General features: G+C 74.1%; 15 protein-coding genes. 10 read left to right on the top strand and 5 right to left on the bottom strand.

Going from position 1 to position 15,843, the window contains the following annotated elements; all coding sequences use genetic code 11:
- Window positions 1-46: 46 nt before the first annotated feature.
- The 6 genes from RM555_RS01745 (at window position 47) to RM555_RS01720 (ending at window position 8,558) form a co-directional block, all read left to right on the top strand.
- Window positions 47-670 carry a hypothetical protein gene (locus tag RM555_RS01745; protein WP_311410075.1) on the top strand — a complete coding sequence of 208 codons (624 nt, stop codon included), beginning with the start codon at window positions 47-49 and terminating at the stop codon, window positions 668-670.
- A 669-nt stretch (window positions 671-1,339) separates the two neighbouring features.
- Window positions 1,340-2,515, top strand: a complete 1,176-nt coding sequence (gene pdhA / locus RM555_RS01740; protein WP_132235260.1) for a pyruvate dehydrogenase (acetyl-transferring) E1 component subunit alpha — start codon at window positions 1,340-1,342, stop codon at window positions 2,513-2,515.
- Complete coding sequence (locus RM555_RS01735) at window positions 2,515-3,504, top strand: alpha-ketoacid dehydrogenase subunit beta (protein WP_311410074.1); 990 nt, start codon at window positions 2,515-2,517, stop codon at window positions 3,502-3,504. The genes pdhA and RM555_RS01735 overlap by 1 nt, the downstream gene beginning before the upstream one ends.
- A 5-nt stretch (window positions 3,505-3,509) precedes the next feature.
- On the top strand, window positions 3,510-4,958 hold the full coding sequence (locus tag RM555_RS01730; RefSeq protein ID WP_311410109.1) for a dihydrolipoamide acetyltransferase family protein: 1,449 nt from the start codon (window positions 3,510-3,512) through the stop codon (window positions 4,956-4,958).
- Between the two features lie 258 nt (window positions 4,959-5,216).
- Window positions 5,217-5,354, top strand: a complete 138-nt coding sequence (locus tag RM555_RS01725; RefSeq protein ID WP_165947779.1) for a hypothetical protein — start codon at window positions 5,217-5,219, stop codon at window positions 5,352-5,354.
- A gap of 342 nt (window positions 5,355-5,696) precedes the next feature.
- Window positions 5,697-8,558, top strand: coding sequence for an LppU/SCO3897 family protein (locus RM555_RS01720; RefSeq protein ID WP_311410073.1), 2,862 nt, complete (start codon window positions 5,697-5,699; stop codon window positions 8,556-8,558).
- A 164-nt stretch (window positions 8,559-8,722) separates the two neighbouring features.
- Here the strand turns inward: RM555_RS01720 and RM555_RS01715 are convergent, their stop codons facing one another.
- Window positions 8,723-9,463, bottom strand: a complete 741-nt coding sequence (locus RM555_RS01715) for a helix-turn-helix domain-containing protein (RefSeq protein WP_311410072.1) — start codon at window positions 9,461-9,463, stop codon at window positions 8,723-8,725.
- A 191-nt stretch (window positions 9,464-9,654) separates the two neighbouring features.
- On the opposite strand from RM555_RS01715, the gene RM555_RS01710 reads away from it, so the two are divergent.
- The 3 genes from RM555_RS01710 (at window position 9,655) to RM555_RS01700 (ending at window position 12,156) form a co-directional block, all read left to right on the top strand.
- Window positions 9,655-9,999: a hypothetical protein gene (locus RM555_RS01710; RefSeq protein ID WP_311410071.1), complete on the top strand. Its 345-nt coding sequence runs from the start codon at window positions 9,655-9,657 to the stop codon at window positions 9,997-9,999.
- Window positions 9,999-10,244 (top strand): flavin reductase, encoded by a 246-nt coding sequence (locus tag RM555_RS01705; protein ID WP_311410070.1) that lies wholly within the window; start codon window positions 9,999-10,001, stop codon window positions 10,242-10,244. The genes RM555_RS01710 and RM555_RS01705 overlap by 1 nt, the downstream gene beginning before the upstream one ends.
- A 70-nt stretch (window positions 10,245-10,314) precedes the next feature.
- A complete protein-coding gene (locus RM555_RS01700; protein ID WP_311410069.1) occupies window positions 10,315-12,156 on the top strand; it encodes an NHL domain-containing thioredoxin family protein in 1,842 nt (613 codons plus the stop codon).
- Window positions 12,157-12,276: 120 nt separating this feature from the next.
- On the opposite strand, the gene RM555_RS01695 is transcribed toward RM555_RS01700, so the two are convergent.
- Genes RM555_RS01695 through RM555_RS01685 form a run of 3 tightly spaced genes read right to left on the bottom strand, consistent with a single transcriptional unit; the run spans window position 12,277 to window position 14,592 of the window.
- Window positions 12,277-13,026 carry a LamB/YcsF family protein gene (locus tag RM555_RS01695; protein ID WP_311410068.1) on the bottom strand — a complete coding sequence of 250 codons (750 nt, stop codon included), beginning with the start codon at window positions 13,024-13,026 and terminating at the stop codon, window positions 12,277-12,279.
- Window positions 13,010-13,867, bottom strand: a complete 858-nt coding sequence (locus tag RM555_RS01690; RefSeq protein WP_311410067.1) for a 5-oxoprolinase subunit C family protein — start codon at window positions 13,865-13,867, stop codon at window positions 13,010-13,012. Before RM555_RS01690 ends, RM555_RS01695 begins: the two co-directional genes overlap by 17 nt.
- The gene (locus RM555_RS01685; protein ID WP_311410066.1) at window positions 13,864-14,592 is read right to left on the bottom strand and encodes a 5-oxoprolinase subunit B family protein; all 729 of its coding nucleotides are present in this window, start codon (window positions 14,590-14,592) and stop codon (window positions 13,864-13,866) included. Before RM555_RS01685 ends, RM555_RS01690 begins: the two co-directional genes overlap by 4 nt.
- A gap of 107 nt (window positions 14,593-14,699) precedes the next feature.
- Here RM555_RS01685 and trhA point away from each other — a divergent pair, with 107 nt between their 5' ends.
- Entirely contained in the window at window positions 14,700-15,377 is a 678-nt protein-coding gene (gene trhA, locus RM555_RS01680) for a PAQR family membrane homeostasis protein TrhA (protein WP_311410065.1), read from the top strand.
- Between the two features lie 69 nt (window positions 15,378-15,446).
- Here trhA and RM555_RS01675 read toward each other — a convergent pair whose 3' ends face one another.
- A complete protein-coding gene (locus RM555_RS01675) occupies window positions 15,447-15,731 on the bottom strand; it encodes a DUF6458 family protein (protein WP_132235282.1) in 285 nt (94 codons plus the stop codon).
- Window positions 15,732-15,843: the final 112 nt, after the last annotated feature.

Here is a 15,843-nt window from a genome sequence, read left to right as displayed (position 1 = left end):
TACCCGCGGCCGGCCGTCCCGGTGCCCGGTCCCGCCGGGATCGCCGGTGGTCGGGCCGGGGTCGACGGTCGCGCTGGCGGTCGGGCCGGGGTCGACGGTCGCGCTGGCGGTCGGGCCGTCCGGTGCCGGGGACGCGCTGGGCGCCGGGGACGCGCTGGGCTCGGGCGGCGGTATCGAGAGGGTGCTCGTCGGCTCCGCCGACGTCGGCTCGCCGGTCGGCGTGGGTGCCGGGCTCGGGCTGGGGCTCGGCGAGGGCTTCGGCGACGGGCTCGGGGACGCCGAGGGCTTCGGGCTCGGGGGCGCCGAGGGCTTCGGGGACGAGGGCGGCGGTACCGGTCGGCCGCCGGGCCGGGACGGGGGCTTCGGACGCGCCGCCGGGCCGAGCGGCGGTGGCGGGGCGGGCGCCGCGACGATCGGCGTACCCGGGAAGGGCACGACGGTCCGCCAGTCGCCCGGGTCGACGACGGCGGGGGACGGGGTCGACGGGACTGCCGGCGGCCGACCCGTCGCCGGCACCGGGATCACCACGGGGCCGACCGAGGGCGTCGGGAGGAACGGGGTGCTGCCGTCCGGCAGGGCCGTGCTGCCGACGGTGGCGGAGCCGGTGCTGATCGCGGCGAGGACCGGCATCGACGCGGTGCCGGCGAGCAGTGCCACCGTGAACAGGTAGCCCCGGGACGGCCCGCCCGAGCCGGGAGCCCGGTGCGCGCCGACCAGCCGGCGGTAGCCGCCGGCCCGGTGCCGGCCGAGGAGGGGAACGGTGGGATCTGGGCCTGGCTCGGACACCACACACCCCTTTCGTCGACTCCGACGGTGGACGGGCCGGTACGGCAACCGGCCCGAGCGCCCGGGGCACCACCCGGACACGAGGAAGCGGCAAACCGTCCCGACGCGGACGATCCCGCGCTAATCAGCCTGGACCAGTGACGGTCGGTCGGCCAACCCTGTACAGCGTGTCGACACGCGTATCTGGCCGAACGGTGACGAACCACCGCCGGATCGGCCGCGCGTCGATGCAACGGACACCGGGCGCGCCGTGCGACGAAGCGGGCCACCGCGAGCGCCCGGGACAGGCGCACTGTGGGCGCGCTCACGTGTGATGCGAATATGGACCACGACGGCAACGCAGCCACGACCTCCGCGCACCCTCGCGGCAGGCGCGGCTGGGCGCCGGCGCTCCCGATCCGGGTTCGGCCAGAATCCGGCTCACGCCGCGCGGCAACCCCCACCGGGGCTAGGCGCGGCCGCCAGGAACCCGTCCGGCACCAGCCGGGCAGGCGCACGAGTTGCGCGGCCGGGTGACCCCCCGGTGCCGACGCAGACAGACAGGGAGAGACGGATGGCAAAGGGCGACCCCGGGGTCTCCAGCCGCGGCCGACGGGCCGCACCCCGGTCCAAGAAGGGTGCGACCGGCGACCCGCAGCTGGTGCAGCTGCTCACCCCGGAGGGTGAGCGGATCGAGAGCGCGACCGGCCCGGACGGGACCGAGTACCGCGTCGACTTCACCGACGAGGAGTACCGCGGGCTCTACCGCGACCTCGTGCTGGTCCGCAAGCTCGACGCCGAGGCCACCGCGTTGCAGCGCCAGGGCGAGCTGGGCCTGTGGGCCAGCCTGCTGGGCCAGGAGGCCGCGCAGGTGGGCTCGGGACGCGCGCTGCGTACGCAGGACATGGCCTTCCCGACCTACCGGGAGCACGGCGTCCTCTACTGCCGGGGCATCGACCCGATCATGCCGCTCGGCCTGTTCCGGGGCGTCGACCAGGGCGGCTGGGACCCGAACGAGTTCAAGTTCAACATGTACACGATCGTGATCGGGGCGCAGACCCTGCACGCGACCGGCTACGCCATGGGCGTCCACATGGACGGCAAGACCGGCACCGAGGACGGCGAGGCGGTGATCGCCTACTTCGGCGACGGCGCCACCAGCCAGGGCGACGTCAACGAGGCGTTCGTCTGGGCCAGCGTCTTCAACGCCCCGCTGGTGTTCTTCTGCCAGAACAACCAGTACGCCATCTCCGAGCCGCTGGAGCGCCAGACCCGCGTGCCGCTCTACCAGCGGGCCGGCGGCTTCGGCTTCCCCGGTGTCCGGGTGGACGGCAACGACGTGCTCGCGTCGTACGCGGTGACCCGGCACGCGCTGGACAACGCCCGGCTCGGCCAGGGCCCCAGCCTGATCGAGGCCTACACCTACCGGATGGGCGCGCACACCACCTCCGACGACCCGACCCGTTACCGGATCGCCAGCGAGGTCGAGGCCTGGCAGGCGAAGGACCCGATCGCCCGGATGAAGGCGTTCCTGGAGAAGCAGCAGATCGCCGACGCGGACTTCTTCGCGGCCGTCGACGAGCAGGCCCGCACCGAGTCGGTGCACCTGCGCGAGCGGGTGCTCGCCATGCCCAACCCCGAGCCGGTGACGATGTTCGACCACGTCTACCCCAACGGGTCCCCCGAGCTCGACGAGCAGCGGGCGCAGTTCACGAAGTACATGGAGTCGTTCGAGGGGAGCGCCCACTGATGGCCACGGAGACGCTCACCCTCGGCAAGGCCCTCAACACCGGTCTGCGCAGGGCCCTGGAGAACGACCCGAAGGTCGTCATCATGGGCGAGGACGTCGGCAAGCTCGGCGGCGTCTTCCGGATCACCGACGGCCTCCAGAAGGACTTCGGCGACCAGCGGGTGATCGACACGCCGCTCGCCGAGTCCGGCATCATCGGCACCGCGGTCGGCCTGGCCATCCGCGGCTTCCGGCCGGTCTGCGAGATCCAGTTCGACGGCTTCGTCTACCCGGCGTACGACCAGATCGTGTCGCAGGTGGCGAAGATGCACTACCGCTCGCAGGGCAAGGTGCGGATCCCGATGGTCATCCGGATCCCGTTCGGCGGCGGCATCGGCGCGGTCGAGCACCACTCGGAGTCGCCGGAGGCGTACTTCGCCCACACCGCCGGCCTGAAGGTGGTGTCCTGCGCCAACCCGCAGGACGCGTACACGATGATCCAGCAGGCCGTCGCCTCGGACGACCCGATCGTCTTCCTGGAGCCGAAGCGGCGCTACTGGGAGAAGGGCCCCGTCGAGCTGGACGCCCCGCTGTCCGGTGCGTACCCGCTGCACTCGTCCCGGGTCGTCCGGCCCGGCACGGACGCCACGGTGCTGGCGTACGGGCCGATGGTGCGGACCTGCCTGGACGCGGCGACCGCCGCCGCTGAGGACGGCCGGGAGCTGGAGGTCATCGACCTGCGCTCGCTCTCCCCGCTGGACCTGACCGCCGCCTACGAGTCGGTGAAGCGCACCGGCCGCTGCGTGGTCGTGCACGAGGCCCCGGGCAACCTGGGCCTGGGCTCGGAGATCGCCGCCCGGATCACCGAGGAGTGCTTCTACTCCCTGGAGTCCCCGGTGCTGCGGGTGACCGGCTTCGACACCCCCTACCCGGCCGCCCGGGTGGAGGAGGAGTACCTGCCCGACCTCGACCGGGTGCTCGACGCCGTCGACCGCACCTTCGGCTGGTGAGCGGCATGTCGCGGATCAAGGAGTTCAACCTGCCCGACCTGGGCGAGGGCCTGACCGAGGGGGAGATCCTCGCCTGGCTCGTCAAGGTCGGTGACGTCATCGAGCTGAACCAGCCGATCGTCGAGGTGGAGACGGCCAAGGCGGCCGTCGAGATCCCGGCGAAGTGGGCCGGCCAGGTGCAGGCGATCTTCCACCCGGAGGGGAGCACGGTCGAGGTCGGCACGCCGATCATCGCGATCGACACCGACCCGGGCGCCGGGCCGATCGAGGCGTCGACGACCGGCGCCCCGGACGCCGCCCTGCCCACCCCGTCGGCGGCGTCGCTGGCCGCGGTCGAGGTGGCGCCGGCCGAGGGCGCGGTCGAGCCGGGCCTGATCGGTGGTCCCGCCCCGGGCGGCCGTACCGCCGTGCTGGTCGGCTACGGCCCGCGCACCACGGCGGCCAAGCGCCGCCCGCGCAGGGGCGACACACCGGTGCCGGCCCAGGCCGCGCAGCCGGTCGCACCGACGCAGCCGGCCCCGGTGGCCACTGCGCCGTCGAACGGTCACGGACCGGCCGGCGGGCCCGTGCTGGCCAAGCCGCCGGTGCGGAAGCTCGCCAAGGATCTCGGCGTCGACCTGTCCGCGCTGACCGGGTCGGGGCCGCTGGGCTCGATCACCCGGGAGGACGTACAGCGGGCGGCGAGCGGGGCCACGGCGGCGGCCGAGCCGCTCGCGGTGTCGGCCCCGGCCACGGCGGCCGCGAGCTTCGGCGCGGACCGCGAGCAGCGCATCCCCGTCAAGGGGGTACGCAAGCTCACCGCCGAGAACATGTCCCGCTCGGCGTTCACCGCGCCGCACGTGACGGAGTTCCTCACCGTCGACGTGACCCGGGCGATGAAGGCCCTGGACCGGCTCCGCAGCCGGCGGGAGTGGCGCGACGTGCGGGTCTCGCCGCTGCTGCTGGTGGCCAAGGCGGTGCTGCTGGCCGTCAAGCGCCACCCGATGGTCAACTCGACCTGGGCCGGCGACGAGATCGTCGTCAAGGACTACGTCAACCTGGGCATCGCGGCGGCCACCGAGCGCGGGCTGATCGTGCCGAACATCAAGGACGCCGGCCGGCTCTCGCTGCGCGAACTGGCGGACGCGATGACCGGCCTGGTGCAGACGGCCAAGGCCGGGAAGACCTCGCCGGCCGACATGTCCGGCGGCACGCTGACGATCACCAACGTCGGCGTGTTCGGGGTGGACACCGGTACGCCGATCCTGCCCCCGGGCGAGTCGGCGATCCTGGCCTTCGGCGCGGTCCGCGAGATGCCCTGGGTCCACAAGGGCAAGGTCCGGCCGCGTCAGGTCACCACGCTGGGCCTCTCCTTCGACCACCGGATCATCGACGGTGAGCTGGGCTCGAAGTTCCTGCGCGACATCGGGGAGTTCCTGGCCGACCCGGAGGCGGCGCTGCTCGCCTGGACCTGACGGTCCTGACGCCAGCCGAACGGCCGGTGTGCGACGGGTTGACGCCCGGCACACCGGCCGTGTCCTTTTGTGGCGCGCGCACGCCCGGCATCGGCCGCTTCCAGAGACAGAGGATTGCGTGGGTCACAGGCCCCTCTCACCTTCGATTGTTCGGCCCGTGTCCCAGCTCACCTAACAATCGATGGAAGTTGCGCCCGTCTTGGTGTTCAATGGAAGACATCAAGGGGCTGACAACCGAATAGCCAGGAGGAGAGACCCATGAGCATGATCGAGCGAATCCGCAACCGCCGCGACGCCAACCGCCGCGCCCGTGCCATCGAGCACGCGCTGCGCTCCGCCAACTCGCCCGCGGTCCGCGAAGAGATCCTCGCCATCGCCCAGCGTCACATGAGCTGACGCCCGGAACCTTTCTCACCTCCTCCAGATCGATGACCCGCCCGGTCCGCCCGGGCGGGTCATCGGCGTTTCGCAGCGGCTGACACCGGGATTCCACCTCGCCTCAGCGCCCGGTACGGTGGGCTTCGGTCGTCGCCCGCCGACCCGGAGCAGTCGAGTCGATAGAAGCCGCTCGACACCATCCGGCCACGGGGAGTGACGATCGTGCTCCCCGGTCGCCCTCGGGCGGTCACCGGATACGGTGCGGGGAGCCGGCACGGCCGGTACACCGGCGACGCCGGCCACCCTGCCGAAAAGACCGATCGGCAGTGGCGGCCGACAGGTGATGGAGGAGGCGCACGCATGACGTCCGAGGGCACGCACCACCCCGGCCAGCAGCCGGACGAGGTGTCGCCGGGCGCCGGCGGACCGGCGCCGTACGGCGACCGCCCGGCACAGCAGGACAATGGATACGGCGCCGGCGCCCCCGATCTGGGCTGGGCACCCCCGCCCCCGTCGGAGCGACCGAACCCGCCCGCCTGGGGCGCGCAGGGTGAGCAGCAGCCGGCCCCCGCGTGGGCCGCCCAGGCGCCGCAGCAGACCGACCCGGCCCAGTCCGGCCAGTGGGGACCGTCCGGCGCGTCGCCGCAGCCGCCGCAGCCGCCGCAGCCGCCGTGGCCGGGCGCGCAGGAGCAGGCCGGCCCGGCCTGGGCCCCCGCCGCCCCGCAGCCGCCACACGCCGCCCCGGAGCAGCCCGCCTGGGGATCCGGGGAGCAGGCGTCCCCCGCGTGGGCGCAGCCCGAGCCCGCCGCCCGCGGCGCCGCCCGGGTCCCGCAGCCCGCACCCCAGCCCTGGCCCGCCCAGGACGACCCCAACCGCTCCGGCGGTTGGGCGGGCGGCCAGCAGCAGCAGGACGAGCAGGCCCGGCCCGACGGCTGGGCCGGCGGTGCCACCCCGGACGACCGGCCCGCCCAGGGCGACTGGGCCGCGCAGAACGACGCCGACCGCCCCGGCGGCGGCCAGCAGCAGGACGACCCGAACCGCTCCGGCGGCTGGCAGCAGGACGACCCCAACCGCTCCGGCGGCTGGGCCGGCGGCCAGCAGCAGGACGAGCAGCCCGCCTGGGGATCCGGCGAGCAGGCGTCCCCCGCGTGGGCGCAGCCCGAGCCCGCCGCCCGCGGCGCCGCCCGGGTCCCGCAGCCCGCACCCGCGCCCACCCCCCAGCCCTGGCCCGCCCAGGACGATCCCTCCCGCTCCGGCGGCTGGAACGCCGAGTCCCCTCAGGACCCCGCCAACGGCTGGAACCCCGGACAGCAGCAGGACGACCCCAACCGCTCCGGCGGCTGGTCCGGCACCGAGCAGCAGCAGGGCGAGCAGCCCGGCTGGGACGCCGGCGCGGAGCAGCCTCCGGGTGGCGCCTGGGCCGCCTCCCGCGACGACGCGCCCCGGGACGACCAGCCCCAGGGCGGCGAGTGGCCGGCCCGGGACGAGCGCTCCGCACGGGGTGCCGCGTCCGTGCCCTCGCAGTCCGACGACCGGGACGCGAACGGCTGGGGCGCCCCGCAGCCGACCTCCACCCCGCCCGGCCGCGCCGCCGTCCCCGTACCCGGCGACGGCGGGCCGAAGCCGTGGGGTCCCGCCGCCGCGGAGAACCCGCCGCAGTGGGCCGGCAACGCTGCCGAGCGCCCAGCCGTACCGGATGTCGAGCCGTGGTCGGCGGACGAGGTGTGGGGTCGCGCGGAGGCGAGCGAGCCTGCCCCGGGCCGGACCGGCAACGGTTGGGAGCCGGAGCGGGCCGAGGAGCCTCCGATCTACCAGCCCGCACCGGGGCCCGGCATCTCGCCGGCCAACGCCGTGCCGCTGCCGCCGCAGGAGCAGCGGGTGCCCGGCGCCAGCCTGGCCTCCGCCCCGCCGGTCGACTACGCGCCGCCGGCCCAGTTCGCCCCCGAGCAGCCCGGCCGGGACGGCGGCCTGCCGGCGTACGAGCAGGAGCAGCCGGGTTGGGCCCAGGCCGGCTCCCGGCACGACGAGCCGCAGTCGCCCGCCGGTCCGGTGGTCCCCGCACCGCGCACCTCGCCCGAGGTGGGCGGGCGGGCGGCCGTACCGTCGCCGGAAGGCGCCGAACCGGCCGCCGGCAGCGTCTCGGCGAGCGCCTCGGTGCCGCTGGCCAGCCGGGTGCTGCCGCCGACCGACCAGGCCCTGCGACCGGGCGGTGCGCCCGCGCCGCAGCCCCGGGTGTACGGCCGACCGGCCCGCCCTGAGCCGGCGGACGAGCCGGAGCAGGAGGACCCGCGCGGACACCGGCCGGCACCCAGCTTCGACCAGGGGCCGGACCCGCGCTTCGAGCAGGGCCCGGATCCGCGCTTCGGCCAAGGGCCGGACCCGCGCTTCGAGCAAGGGCCGGATCCGCGCTTCGACCAGGGTCAGGACAACCAGTTCGACCAGGGCACCGAGGGCCGGTTCGACCAGGGCCCGGACAACCGGTTCGACCAGGGCCACGAGGGCCGCTTCGACGACCGGGACCGGGCACCGAGCGGAACCGCCGTCTTCGGCGCGGTCGCCCCGATGGCGCCCGCCTCGCCGGCCGCGCCCCCGGCCTTCCCGCCGGGCGTACCGTCCTTCGTCGACCCGCCGGCCAGCGACCGGCCGGTCAACGGGGTCCGGCCGCACGACAGCGCCGACCGGCCCGCCGACCCCTTCGGTACGCCGAACGCCGCCGGCGCGGCACCCGGCTACGGGCCCGCCCCGACCGCCGCGCCCACGTCGGGCGGCGCGTTCCCGTCGGCGTTCCCACCGCCCCCGCAGCAGCCTGGTCCCTGGGACCAGGGCGGCCCGGAGCAGGAGCAGAACCGCTTCGACTCGTTCAAGCCGATCGCGGAGCCGAAGGCCGAGCCGGCCCCCACGCCCAAGGTCCGCAACGGCCGGGTGCTCGCCGCGGTGCTCGTCGCGGCGGTGCTCATCCTGGCGGTGCCGCTGGGGCTGCTCATGCTGCTCGGGAAGGTCGGCGGCGACGACCCGGCCCCGGCGTTCGACCCGGCGGTCGGCAGCTGCGTGAAGAAGTCGGGCGAGACGGCGGCGGCGGCGGAGTGCGGCGAGGCGGGTGCCTTCACCGTGGTCTCCAAGGTGGACGCGAAGGACAAGTGCGCCGACCCGACCCAGCCGCACGTGGTGCTCAAGGGCGGCGGGGCGAACCGCGTGCTCTGCCTCAAGCCGGCGGGCCAGTAGCAGACGAAGACGACGGCGGGGCCACGGTAGACCGTGGCCCCGCCGTCGTCTCTCCGGCCGGCAGCGCCGCAGAACGGCTGCGAAGAACGACAGTGCCCGTGGTACGGAAACGGAAAGCGCCCGCCCCGGGAATCAGGGACGGGCGCTTTCGGAAACCTGGTGGTTCAGGGCCGATCGGCGACCTGGGCGTCCGTCCACAAAGCCTCGAAGTGCTCCACGTAGCGGTCGAACGCGCCACCGGCACCACGGCGGCGCAGGTGCAGGGTCACCGAATCCTGCCCCAGGCCGGCACCGATATGCGTCGCCACGATCGCCTCGTTGTCGAAGATCCAGACCGACATCGCGACATGCCGGTCGGTCAGTCGGGTCGGCAAGTCCTCCGGCGACTTCGCGATCTCCGCCTGCGTCGTGGCGATACGGGTGGCGAGAGTGAGCGGCGTGCCTTCGATCCGCTCCCGACCGGTGGTGACCGAACTGGCCGGGTCACCCAACAGAAAACGAACGTCGGCGCCCTCGCGCACCTTGGTGCCGAGCGTGACAGCCGCGTTCGGCACCTCCAACCAGACGAAGTAGCTGGTGTATCCGCCGAACCACAGCCGCTTACGGGCCTGCCCGATCAGTTCACCGAACAGGGGGCGCGGAAGCTCGGACCGGCGCGGGTAGACGCCCACGATCTCGCGGTCTGCCCCTAGCTTGACCGCGCGGCGAACAACATCAGGCCACAGCACATCTACATCTTTACCCAGCGCCGAGGCAACACGCACTCGCGATCGAGGGTGGGGAAGTCGACCGCGGCTGATCCACCGCTCGACTGTCTTCGCGTCCACATCGCACTTCGCAGCAAGGTCGGTGACCGTCAGTCCCGCCACGGTCAGGGCCTCACGGAGGGCTTCGTTCCTGGGCACAGCAGGGACCTTTCCTAGACGTCCCTCGATGGTCTCACGGCAGCGGTTCAACCGTCCGTAACTGACTGGAAGCGTTTCGCAGTGCACGTCATGAGCCGGTGGGGCGATGGACGCCCGCCGGTCGCGCTGCGGGGCCGCCCTGGCGAGCGACCGGGCAGCCCCTCCCACCATCCGCCGCACGAGGAGGAGCGATGCTCGGGGAGAGGCCGACACCGACACTTACGCCGAGGAGCAAAGCGCCACCTCCCGTACGGATGCTGCGGGCCGGCGAGATCCTCCACCTGACCCGGGCGGCGTCGCCGCAGTTCGTGACCCCGATGCGCGTCCGCGTGATCCGCGAACTCGTCGACCGCTTCCCGCCGTACGGCTGGCTCTGGTTCGAGGGTTACCAGCTCGACGCCAAGGGCCGCGCGGTGGCGAAGCGCGAGCTGTTCGTCCTACGCGAGGGTCTTGAGTGGGTCGTCACCGCGCCGCCCCCGGCGCGGCCCGCCCCCGCACGACGGCCGCCGGCCCGACCCCGCACGGCGGTGGGCTGATGGTGCACGTCCGCGCGCACGTCCCCAGCCGGCCCACCTGGCGCTGTGGCGCCTGCGGGGTGGCGTGGCCCTGCTCGACGGCGAAGCTCCTCCTGCTCGCGAAGTACCGCGAGAACCGCGACGCGCTGATGCTCCACCTCGCCGAGCTGTGCGAGGAGGCCGCCGCGCAACTCGCCGAGTTGGACCACGGCAGCCCGCCGGCGGACCTGACCGTGCGCTTCACCGGCTGGGCCCGCGCCCGCTAGCCCGGCTCGCCGCTGTCGTCCGGGTCACGGGTCCGACTTGACGCGAGCCCGACGTGGCAGGCTGACGGGCATGGGAACGACACCGCGCGTACGTGCCCCCGAACTGCGGGGCCGGCAGTGGCTCAACACGGGTGGGCGAGAGCTGAAGCTGTCCGATCTGCGGGGCAAGATCGTGATCGCTGATTTTTGGACCTTCTGCTGCATCAACTGCCTGCATGTGCTCGACGAGCTGCGCCCGCTGGAGGAGAAGTACGGCGACGTGCTCGTCGTGATCGGCGTGCACTCGCCGAAGTTCGAGCACGAGAAGGACCCGGACGCGCTGGCCGCCGCCGTGGAGCGGTACGGCGTCCACCACCCCGTGCTCGACGACCCCGAGCTGGACATGTGGCAGCAGTACGCGGCCCGCGCCTGGCCCACCCTGTCGGTGATCGACCCCGAGGGCTACGTGGTGGCGACGATGGCCGGCGAGGGTCACGCCGAAGGGCTCGCCCGCCTCGTCGACGACCTGATCGCCACCCACGAGGCCAAGGGCACCCTGCACCGGGGCGACGGCCCGTACGTCCCGCCCGCCGAGCCGCAGACCACGCTGCGCTTCCCGGGCAAGGCCGTGCTGCTGGAGAGCGGCAACCTGCTGGTGTCCGACTCGGCCCGGCACTCGCTGGCGGAACTGGCCCCCGACGGCGAGACGCTGGTACGGCGGATCGGCACGGGCAGCCGGGGCCGGGTCGACGGTCCCGCCGGGGCGGCCACCTTCTCCGAGCCGCAGGGGCTGTGCCTGCTGCCGGCGCACACCGCCGAGGTGGCCGGCTACGACCTCGTCGTCGCCGACACCGTCAACCACCTGCTGCGCGGCGTACGGCTGGCCGACGGCGAGGTGGTGACCATCGCCGGCACCGGCCGGCAGTGGCGTTCCACGGTCGACGACCACTCGCACGACGCGCTCTCGGTCGACCTCTCCTCCCCCTGGGACCTGGCCTGGTACGACGACAAGGTCGTCATCGCGATGGCCGGCATCCACCAGCTCTGGTGGTTCGACCCGGTGAAGCGCACCGCCGGCATGTACGCGGGCACCACCGTCGAGGCCCTGCGCGACGGCCCGCTGGCCGAGGCCTGGATGGCGCAGCCGTCCGGCCTCTCCGTCTCCACCGACGGCGCCCGGCTCTGGGTCGCCGACAGCGAGACCAGCGCGATCCGGTACGTCGAGAACGACGTCATGGGCACCGTCGTCGGGCAGGGGCTCTTCGACTTCGGGCACGTCGACGGGCCGGCGGCGGAGGCGCTGCTCCAGCACCCCCTGGGGGTGTGCGCGCTGCCGGACGGCTCGGTGCTGATCGCGGACACGTACAACGGGGCGGTCCGCCGCTTCGACCCGGAGAGCAACCGGGTCTCGACGGTCGCCGAGGGGCTCGCCGAGCCGAGCGACCTGGTGCTCACCCCGGCCGGCGAGGTGCTCGTGGTGGAGTCCGCCGCGCACCGGCTGACCCGGCTGGCGCCCGGCGCGCTCTCGGCGGCCGGCGCGAGCACCGTCGACGGTCCCCGACACCGCACCGAACGCAAGCCCACCGACGTGGCGGCCGGCGAGGTGACCCTGGACGTGATCTTCACGCCCGCGCCGGGGCAGAAGCTCGACGAGACGTACGGCCCGTCGACGCGACTGGTGGTGTCGGCGTCGCCGCCGGAGCTGCTGCTGGAGGGGGCGGGGACCGGCACGGAGCTGTCCCGCCGGCTGGTGGTCGACGGCACGGTGGCCGGGGGTGTGCTCCAGGTGACCGCGCAGGCGGCGACCTGCGACGCGGACGTCGAGCACGCGGCCTGCCACCTGACCCGGCAGGACTGGGGCGTCCCGGTCCGGGTGGTCGAGGGTGCCGCCGCCCGGCTCCCGCTGGTGCTCAGGGGCCTGGACGACGCCTGAACGCCGCACGAGGCGATGCGCACCGCGTGCGGTGCGGCGCCGCGGGCGTGCGGTGCGGCGCCGCAGGTGTTAGGAAGGGCACCTTCCTATACAAAAAACGATAGGAAGGTGCCCTTCCTTTCACGCGAACGGAGTGAGCGCGACCCCCGCGTCGATCAGGGCGGCGCGCACCAGTTCGGCGCAGCGGACCGCGCCGGGGGTGTCGCCGTGCAGGCAGATCGACTCGACCGGGCACGGGACGACGCTGCCGTCGACCGCGACCATGGTCCGCTCGGTGGCCATCCGCACCGCCCGGACGGCCACCTCCTCCGGGTCGGTGACCAGCGCCCCGGGTGCGGTGCGCGGCACCAGCGAGCCGTTGGGCAGGTAGCCCCGGTCGGCGAAGCCCTCGGCGACCACCCGCAGCCCGGCGCCGGCGGCGAGCTGGGCGAGGACCGAGCCGGGCAGGCAGAGCACCGGCAGCTGGTCGTCGTAGTCGCCGACCGCCGCGACCAGCGCCGCCGCCTGGGTCTCGTCGCGGGCGGCGGCGTGGTAGAGCGCCCCGTGCGGCTTCAGGTAGCGGACCCGGGTGCGGAACAGCCGGCAGAACGCGTCCAGGGCGCCGAGCTGGTAGGTGACCTCGTCGCGCAGCTCCGCGAAGGCGTACGCGATGTGCCGCCGGCCGAAGCCGGCGAGGTCCCGGTAGCCGACCTGCGCGCCGACGGCCACCCCGCGCTCGGCGGCGCCCTCGCACACCCGGCGCATGGTGGACGCGTCGCCGGCGTGGAAGCCGCAGGCGACGTTGGCGGAGGTGACGAGGTCCAGCAGCGCGGCGTCGTCGCCGAGTCGCCAGATGCCGAATCCCTCGCCGAGGTCAGCGTTGAGGTCCATGGAACCTGACCGTAGTCCCTGGCCGGGCCTGCGCGAGCGGGGTCACGTCGTCCACCACCCCGACGACGGGGTACCCGCCCGTGGTCGGATGGTCGGCGAGGAAGATCAACGGTTGGCCGTCCGCCGGCACCTGCACCGCCCCGAGCACGATGCCCTCGCTGGGCAGTTCCCCGGCCACCGCGCGGGGCAGCGCCGCGCCGGTGAGTCGCGCGCCGACCCGGTTGCTGACCGGGCTCACCGTGTACGCGCTGCCGAACAGCCGGTCCAGCGCGGTGGCGGTGAACCAGTCGTCGCGTGGGCCGAGGCGCAGGGTGAGCCGCAGCTCGGTCGGGGTGGGCGCCGCGAGGGTGACGTCCACCGGGGCGGGCGGTCCGGCCGGTGTGCCCAGGGGCAGCCGGTCGCCGTCGCGCAGTGGCGGCGGGCCGAGCCCGGAGAGGGTGTCGGTGGCGCGGCTGCCGAGCACCGGCTCGACGGCGAACCCGCCGCCGACCGCGAGCCAGTTGCGCAGGCCGTCGCGGGGCGGGCCGATCCGCAGCACGGCGCCCGCCGGCACCGCCAGCGGCCGACCCACGTCACCGGGTCGGTCGTCGACCCGTACGGCGGCATCGGCACCGGTCACCGCGACCGCCGTCGCGCGGAGGAACCGCAGCTCGCAGCCGGTCATCGTGATCTCCAGGCCGGCGGCGGACTCCGGGTTGCCGACGAGCCGGTTGGCCAGCCGCAGCGCCGCCGGGTCGAGCGCGCCCGACCGGGGTACGCCGAGGTGCGCCCAGCCGGCCCGACCGAGGTCCTGGACGGTGGTCAGCGCCCCGGCGCGGAGCACCTCGACCACCCGGGTCACGCGGCCACCAGGCGTACCCGGGTGCCCGGGGTGAGCCGGGCGGGCGGGTCTGCGTGCACGTCGAAGAGGGCCATCGCGGTACGACCGACCAGCAGCCAGCCGCCGGGCGAGGCCGCCGGATAGATTCCCGCGTACGGGCCGGCCAGGGCGACCGAGCCGGCCGGCACCCGGGAGCGCGGGGTGGGCAGCCGGGGCACCGCCAGTTCGGCGGGAAGCCCGGTGAGGTAGGCGAACCCGGGGGCGAAGCCGCAGAAGGCCACCCGGAACGGGGTACGCCCCAACCGGTCGGCCACTGTCGGCACGTCCACGCCCCAGTGCTCGGCGACGAGAGGCAGATCCTCCCCGTCGTACGTCACCGGCACCTCGACCAGTTCAGCGGCGGCCTCGAAAGCCTCCCCGGCGTCGGCTGTCCCCGGTGTGCCGGCGGTCCCCGGTGTGCCGGCGGTCCCCGGTGTGCCGGCGGTCCTCGGCGCGGCGGTGGTCCTCGGCGCGGCGGTGGTGGTCGGCGCGCCTGGTCGGGGCGGCCAGGCGGCGATCCGCGCAGCCGCCGTGGCCGGGTCCGGCACCCCGTCGAGCAGGACGGTGGTGGCCGCCGGCACGATCTCGACGGCGGTCAGCTCACCGCGTTCGCGCCGCCGCCACAGCTCGGCCCGCCACGCCTCCACCTGGTCGGCGTCGGCACAGTCGATCAGCAGGGCGTGGGCGCCGACGGGTCGGATCCGCATGCCGCCATACTCCCCGACCGGTGCACGACACCAGGGGCGGTCGCCCGCCGTCCCACGTGACCGGACGCACTACTTGAAAGTAACCTACGGTGTCGTAGCCTAATGGCGTGACCACCCCCGCCCCGCTTCGACTGAAGCCGGTCGACATCGGTAAGCCCCGGATGCGCGGCTGGCTCCACACGTACGCGTTTTTCGTCGCCGGACTCTGCGGCATCGTGCTCAGCACGGTCGCCTCCACCCGACCCGGCTGGGCCCCGCTGGTCAGCTGCCTCATCTACAGCCTGACGGTCTGCGGGCTCTTCGGCACGAGCGCCCTCTACCACCGGCGGGTGTGGTCCGAGCGCGGCTACCAGATCATGCGCCGGATGGACCATTCGATGATCTTCGTGTTCATCGCCGGCACCTACACGCCGTTCTGCGTACTGCTGCTGGAACCCCGGCCGGCCACGATCATGCTGGCGCTGGTCTGGGGCGGCGCACTGGCTGGCGTGGCGCTCAAGCTCGTCTGGCCGCACGCCCCGCGCTGGGTCTCCGCGCCGCTCTACCTGGCGCTCGGCTGGGTCTCGGTCGCGATGCTGCCCGACATCCTGCACCAGGGTGGCGTCACCGCCCTGGTGCTGCTCATCGTGGGCGGCGCGATCTACAGCGTCGGCGCGGTCTTCTACGCGCTCCGCCGGCCCAACCCCTGGCCCACCGTCTTCGGCCACCACGAGTTCTTCCACGCCTGCACGCTCGTGGCCGCGCTCTGCCACCACATCGCCATCTACTTCGCCCTCTTCGCCTGACGGACGGACACATCCGGGGGCCCCGCCGCGTGGCGGAGCCCCCGGAAAAGAAGCTGTCCCGTCCTGACGTCAGACGGTGCGGCGCGGCTGACGCACCTCGCGGTACTCCTCCACGACCCGGTCGTCCCGCACCGGCACGACCTGCTCGGCGACCACACGCTCACCGCGCACCGGGGCGACCACGGCCCGACGGCGCGAGTTCCAGAAGTGGAGGGTGAGCAGCAGGCCGGCCACGCCGGCCAGCATCAGCACCCAGCCGACCACGGCCAGGTTGAGCCAGCCGAGATCCGCCTCCACGGCGAACGCGAAGATCGCACCCAACGCGATCAGGAAGATACTGCCACCAAAGCCCATCTCGTCGCCTCCTCGGCTGTCCCCTGGCGTTTCCTTCCGCCGCGGCCATCGGTGAGGTTGCGGCATCCATCGACTTACCCAGGCGCTCTGATCGCCAATCGGGCAAGCTGAG

The sequence above is a fragment of the Micromonospora reichwaldensis genome (assembly GCF_031845925.1).
Taxonomy (GTDB): Bacteria; Actinomycetota; Actinomycetes; order Mycobacteriales; family Micromonosporaceae; genus Micromonospora; species Micromonospora reichwaldensis.
The sequence above is the reverse complement of the archived record's forward strand: the minus strand, read 5'-3'. Positions and strand labels throughout refer to the sequence as shown.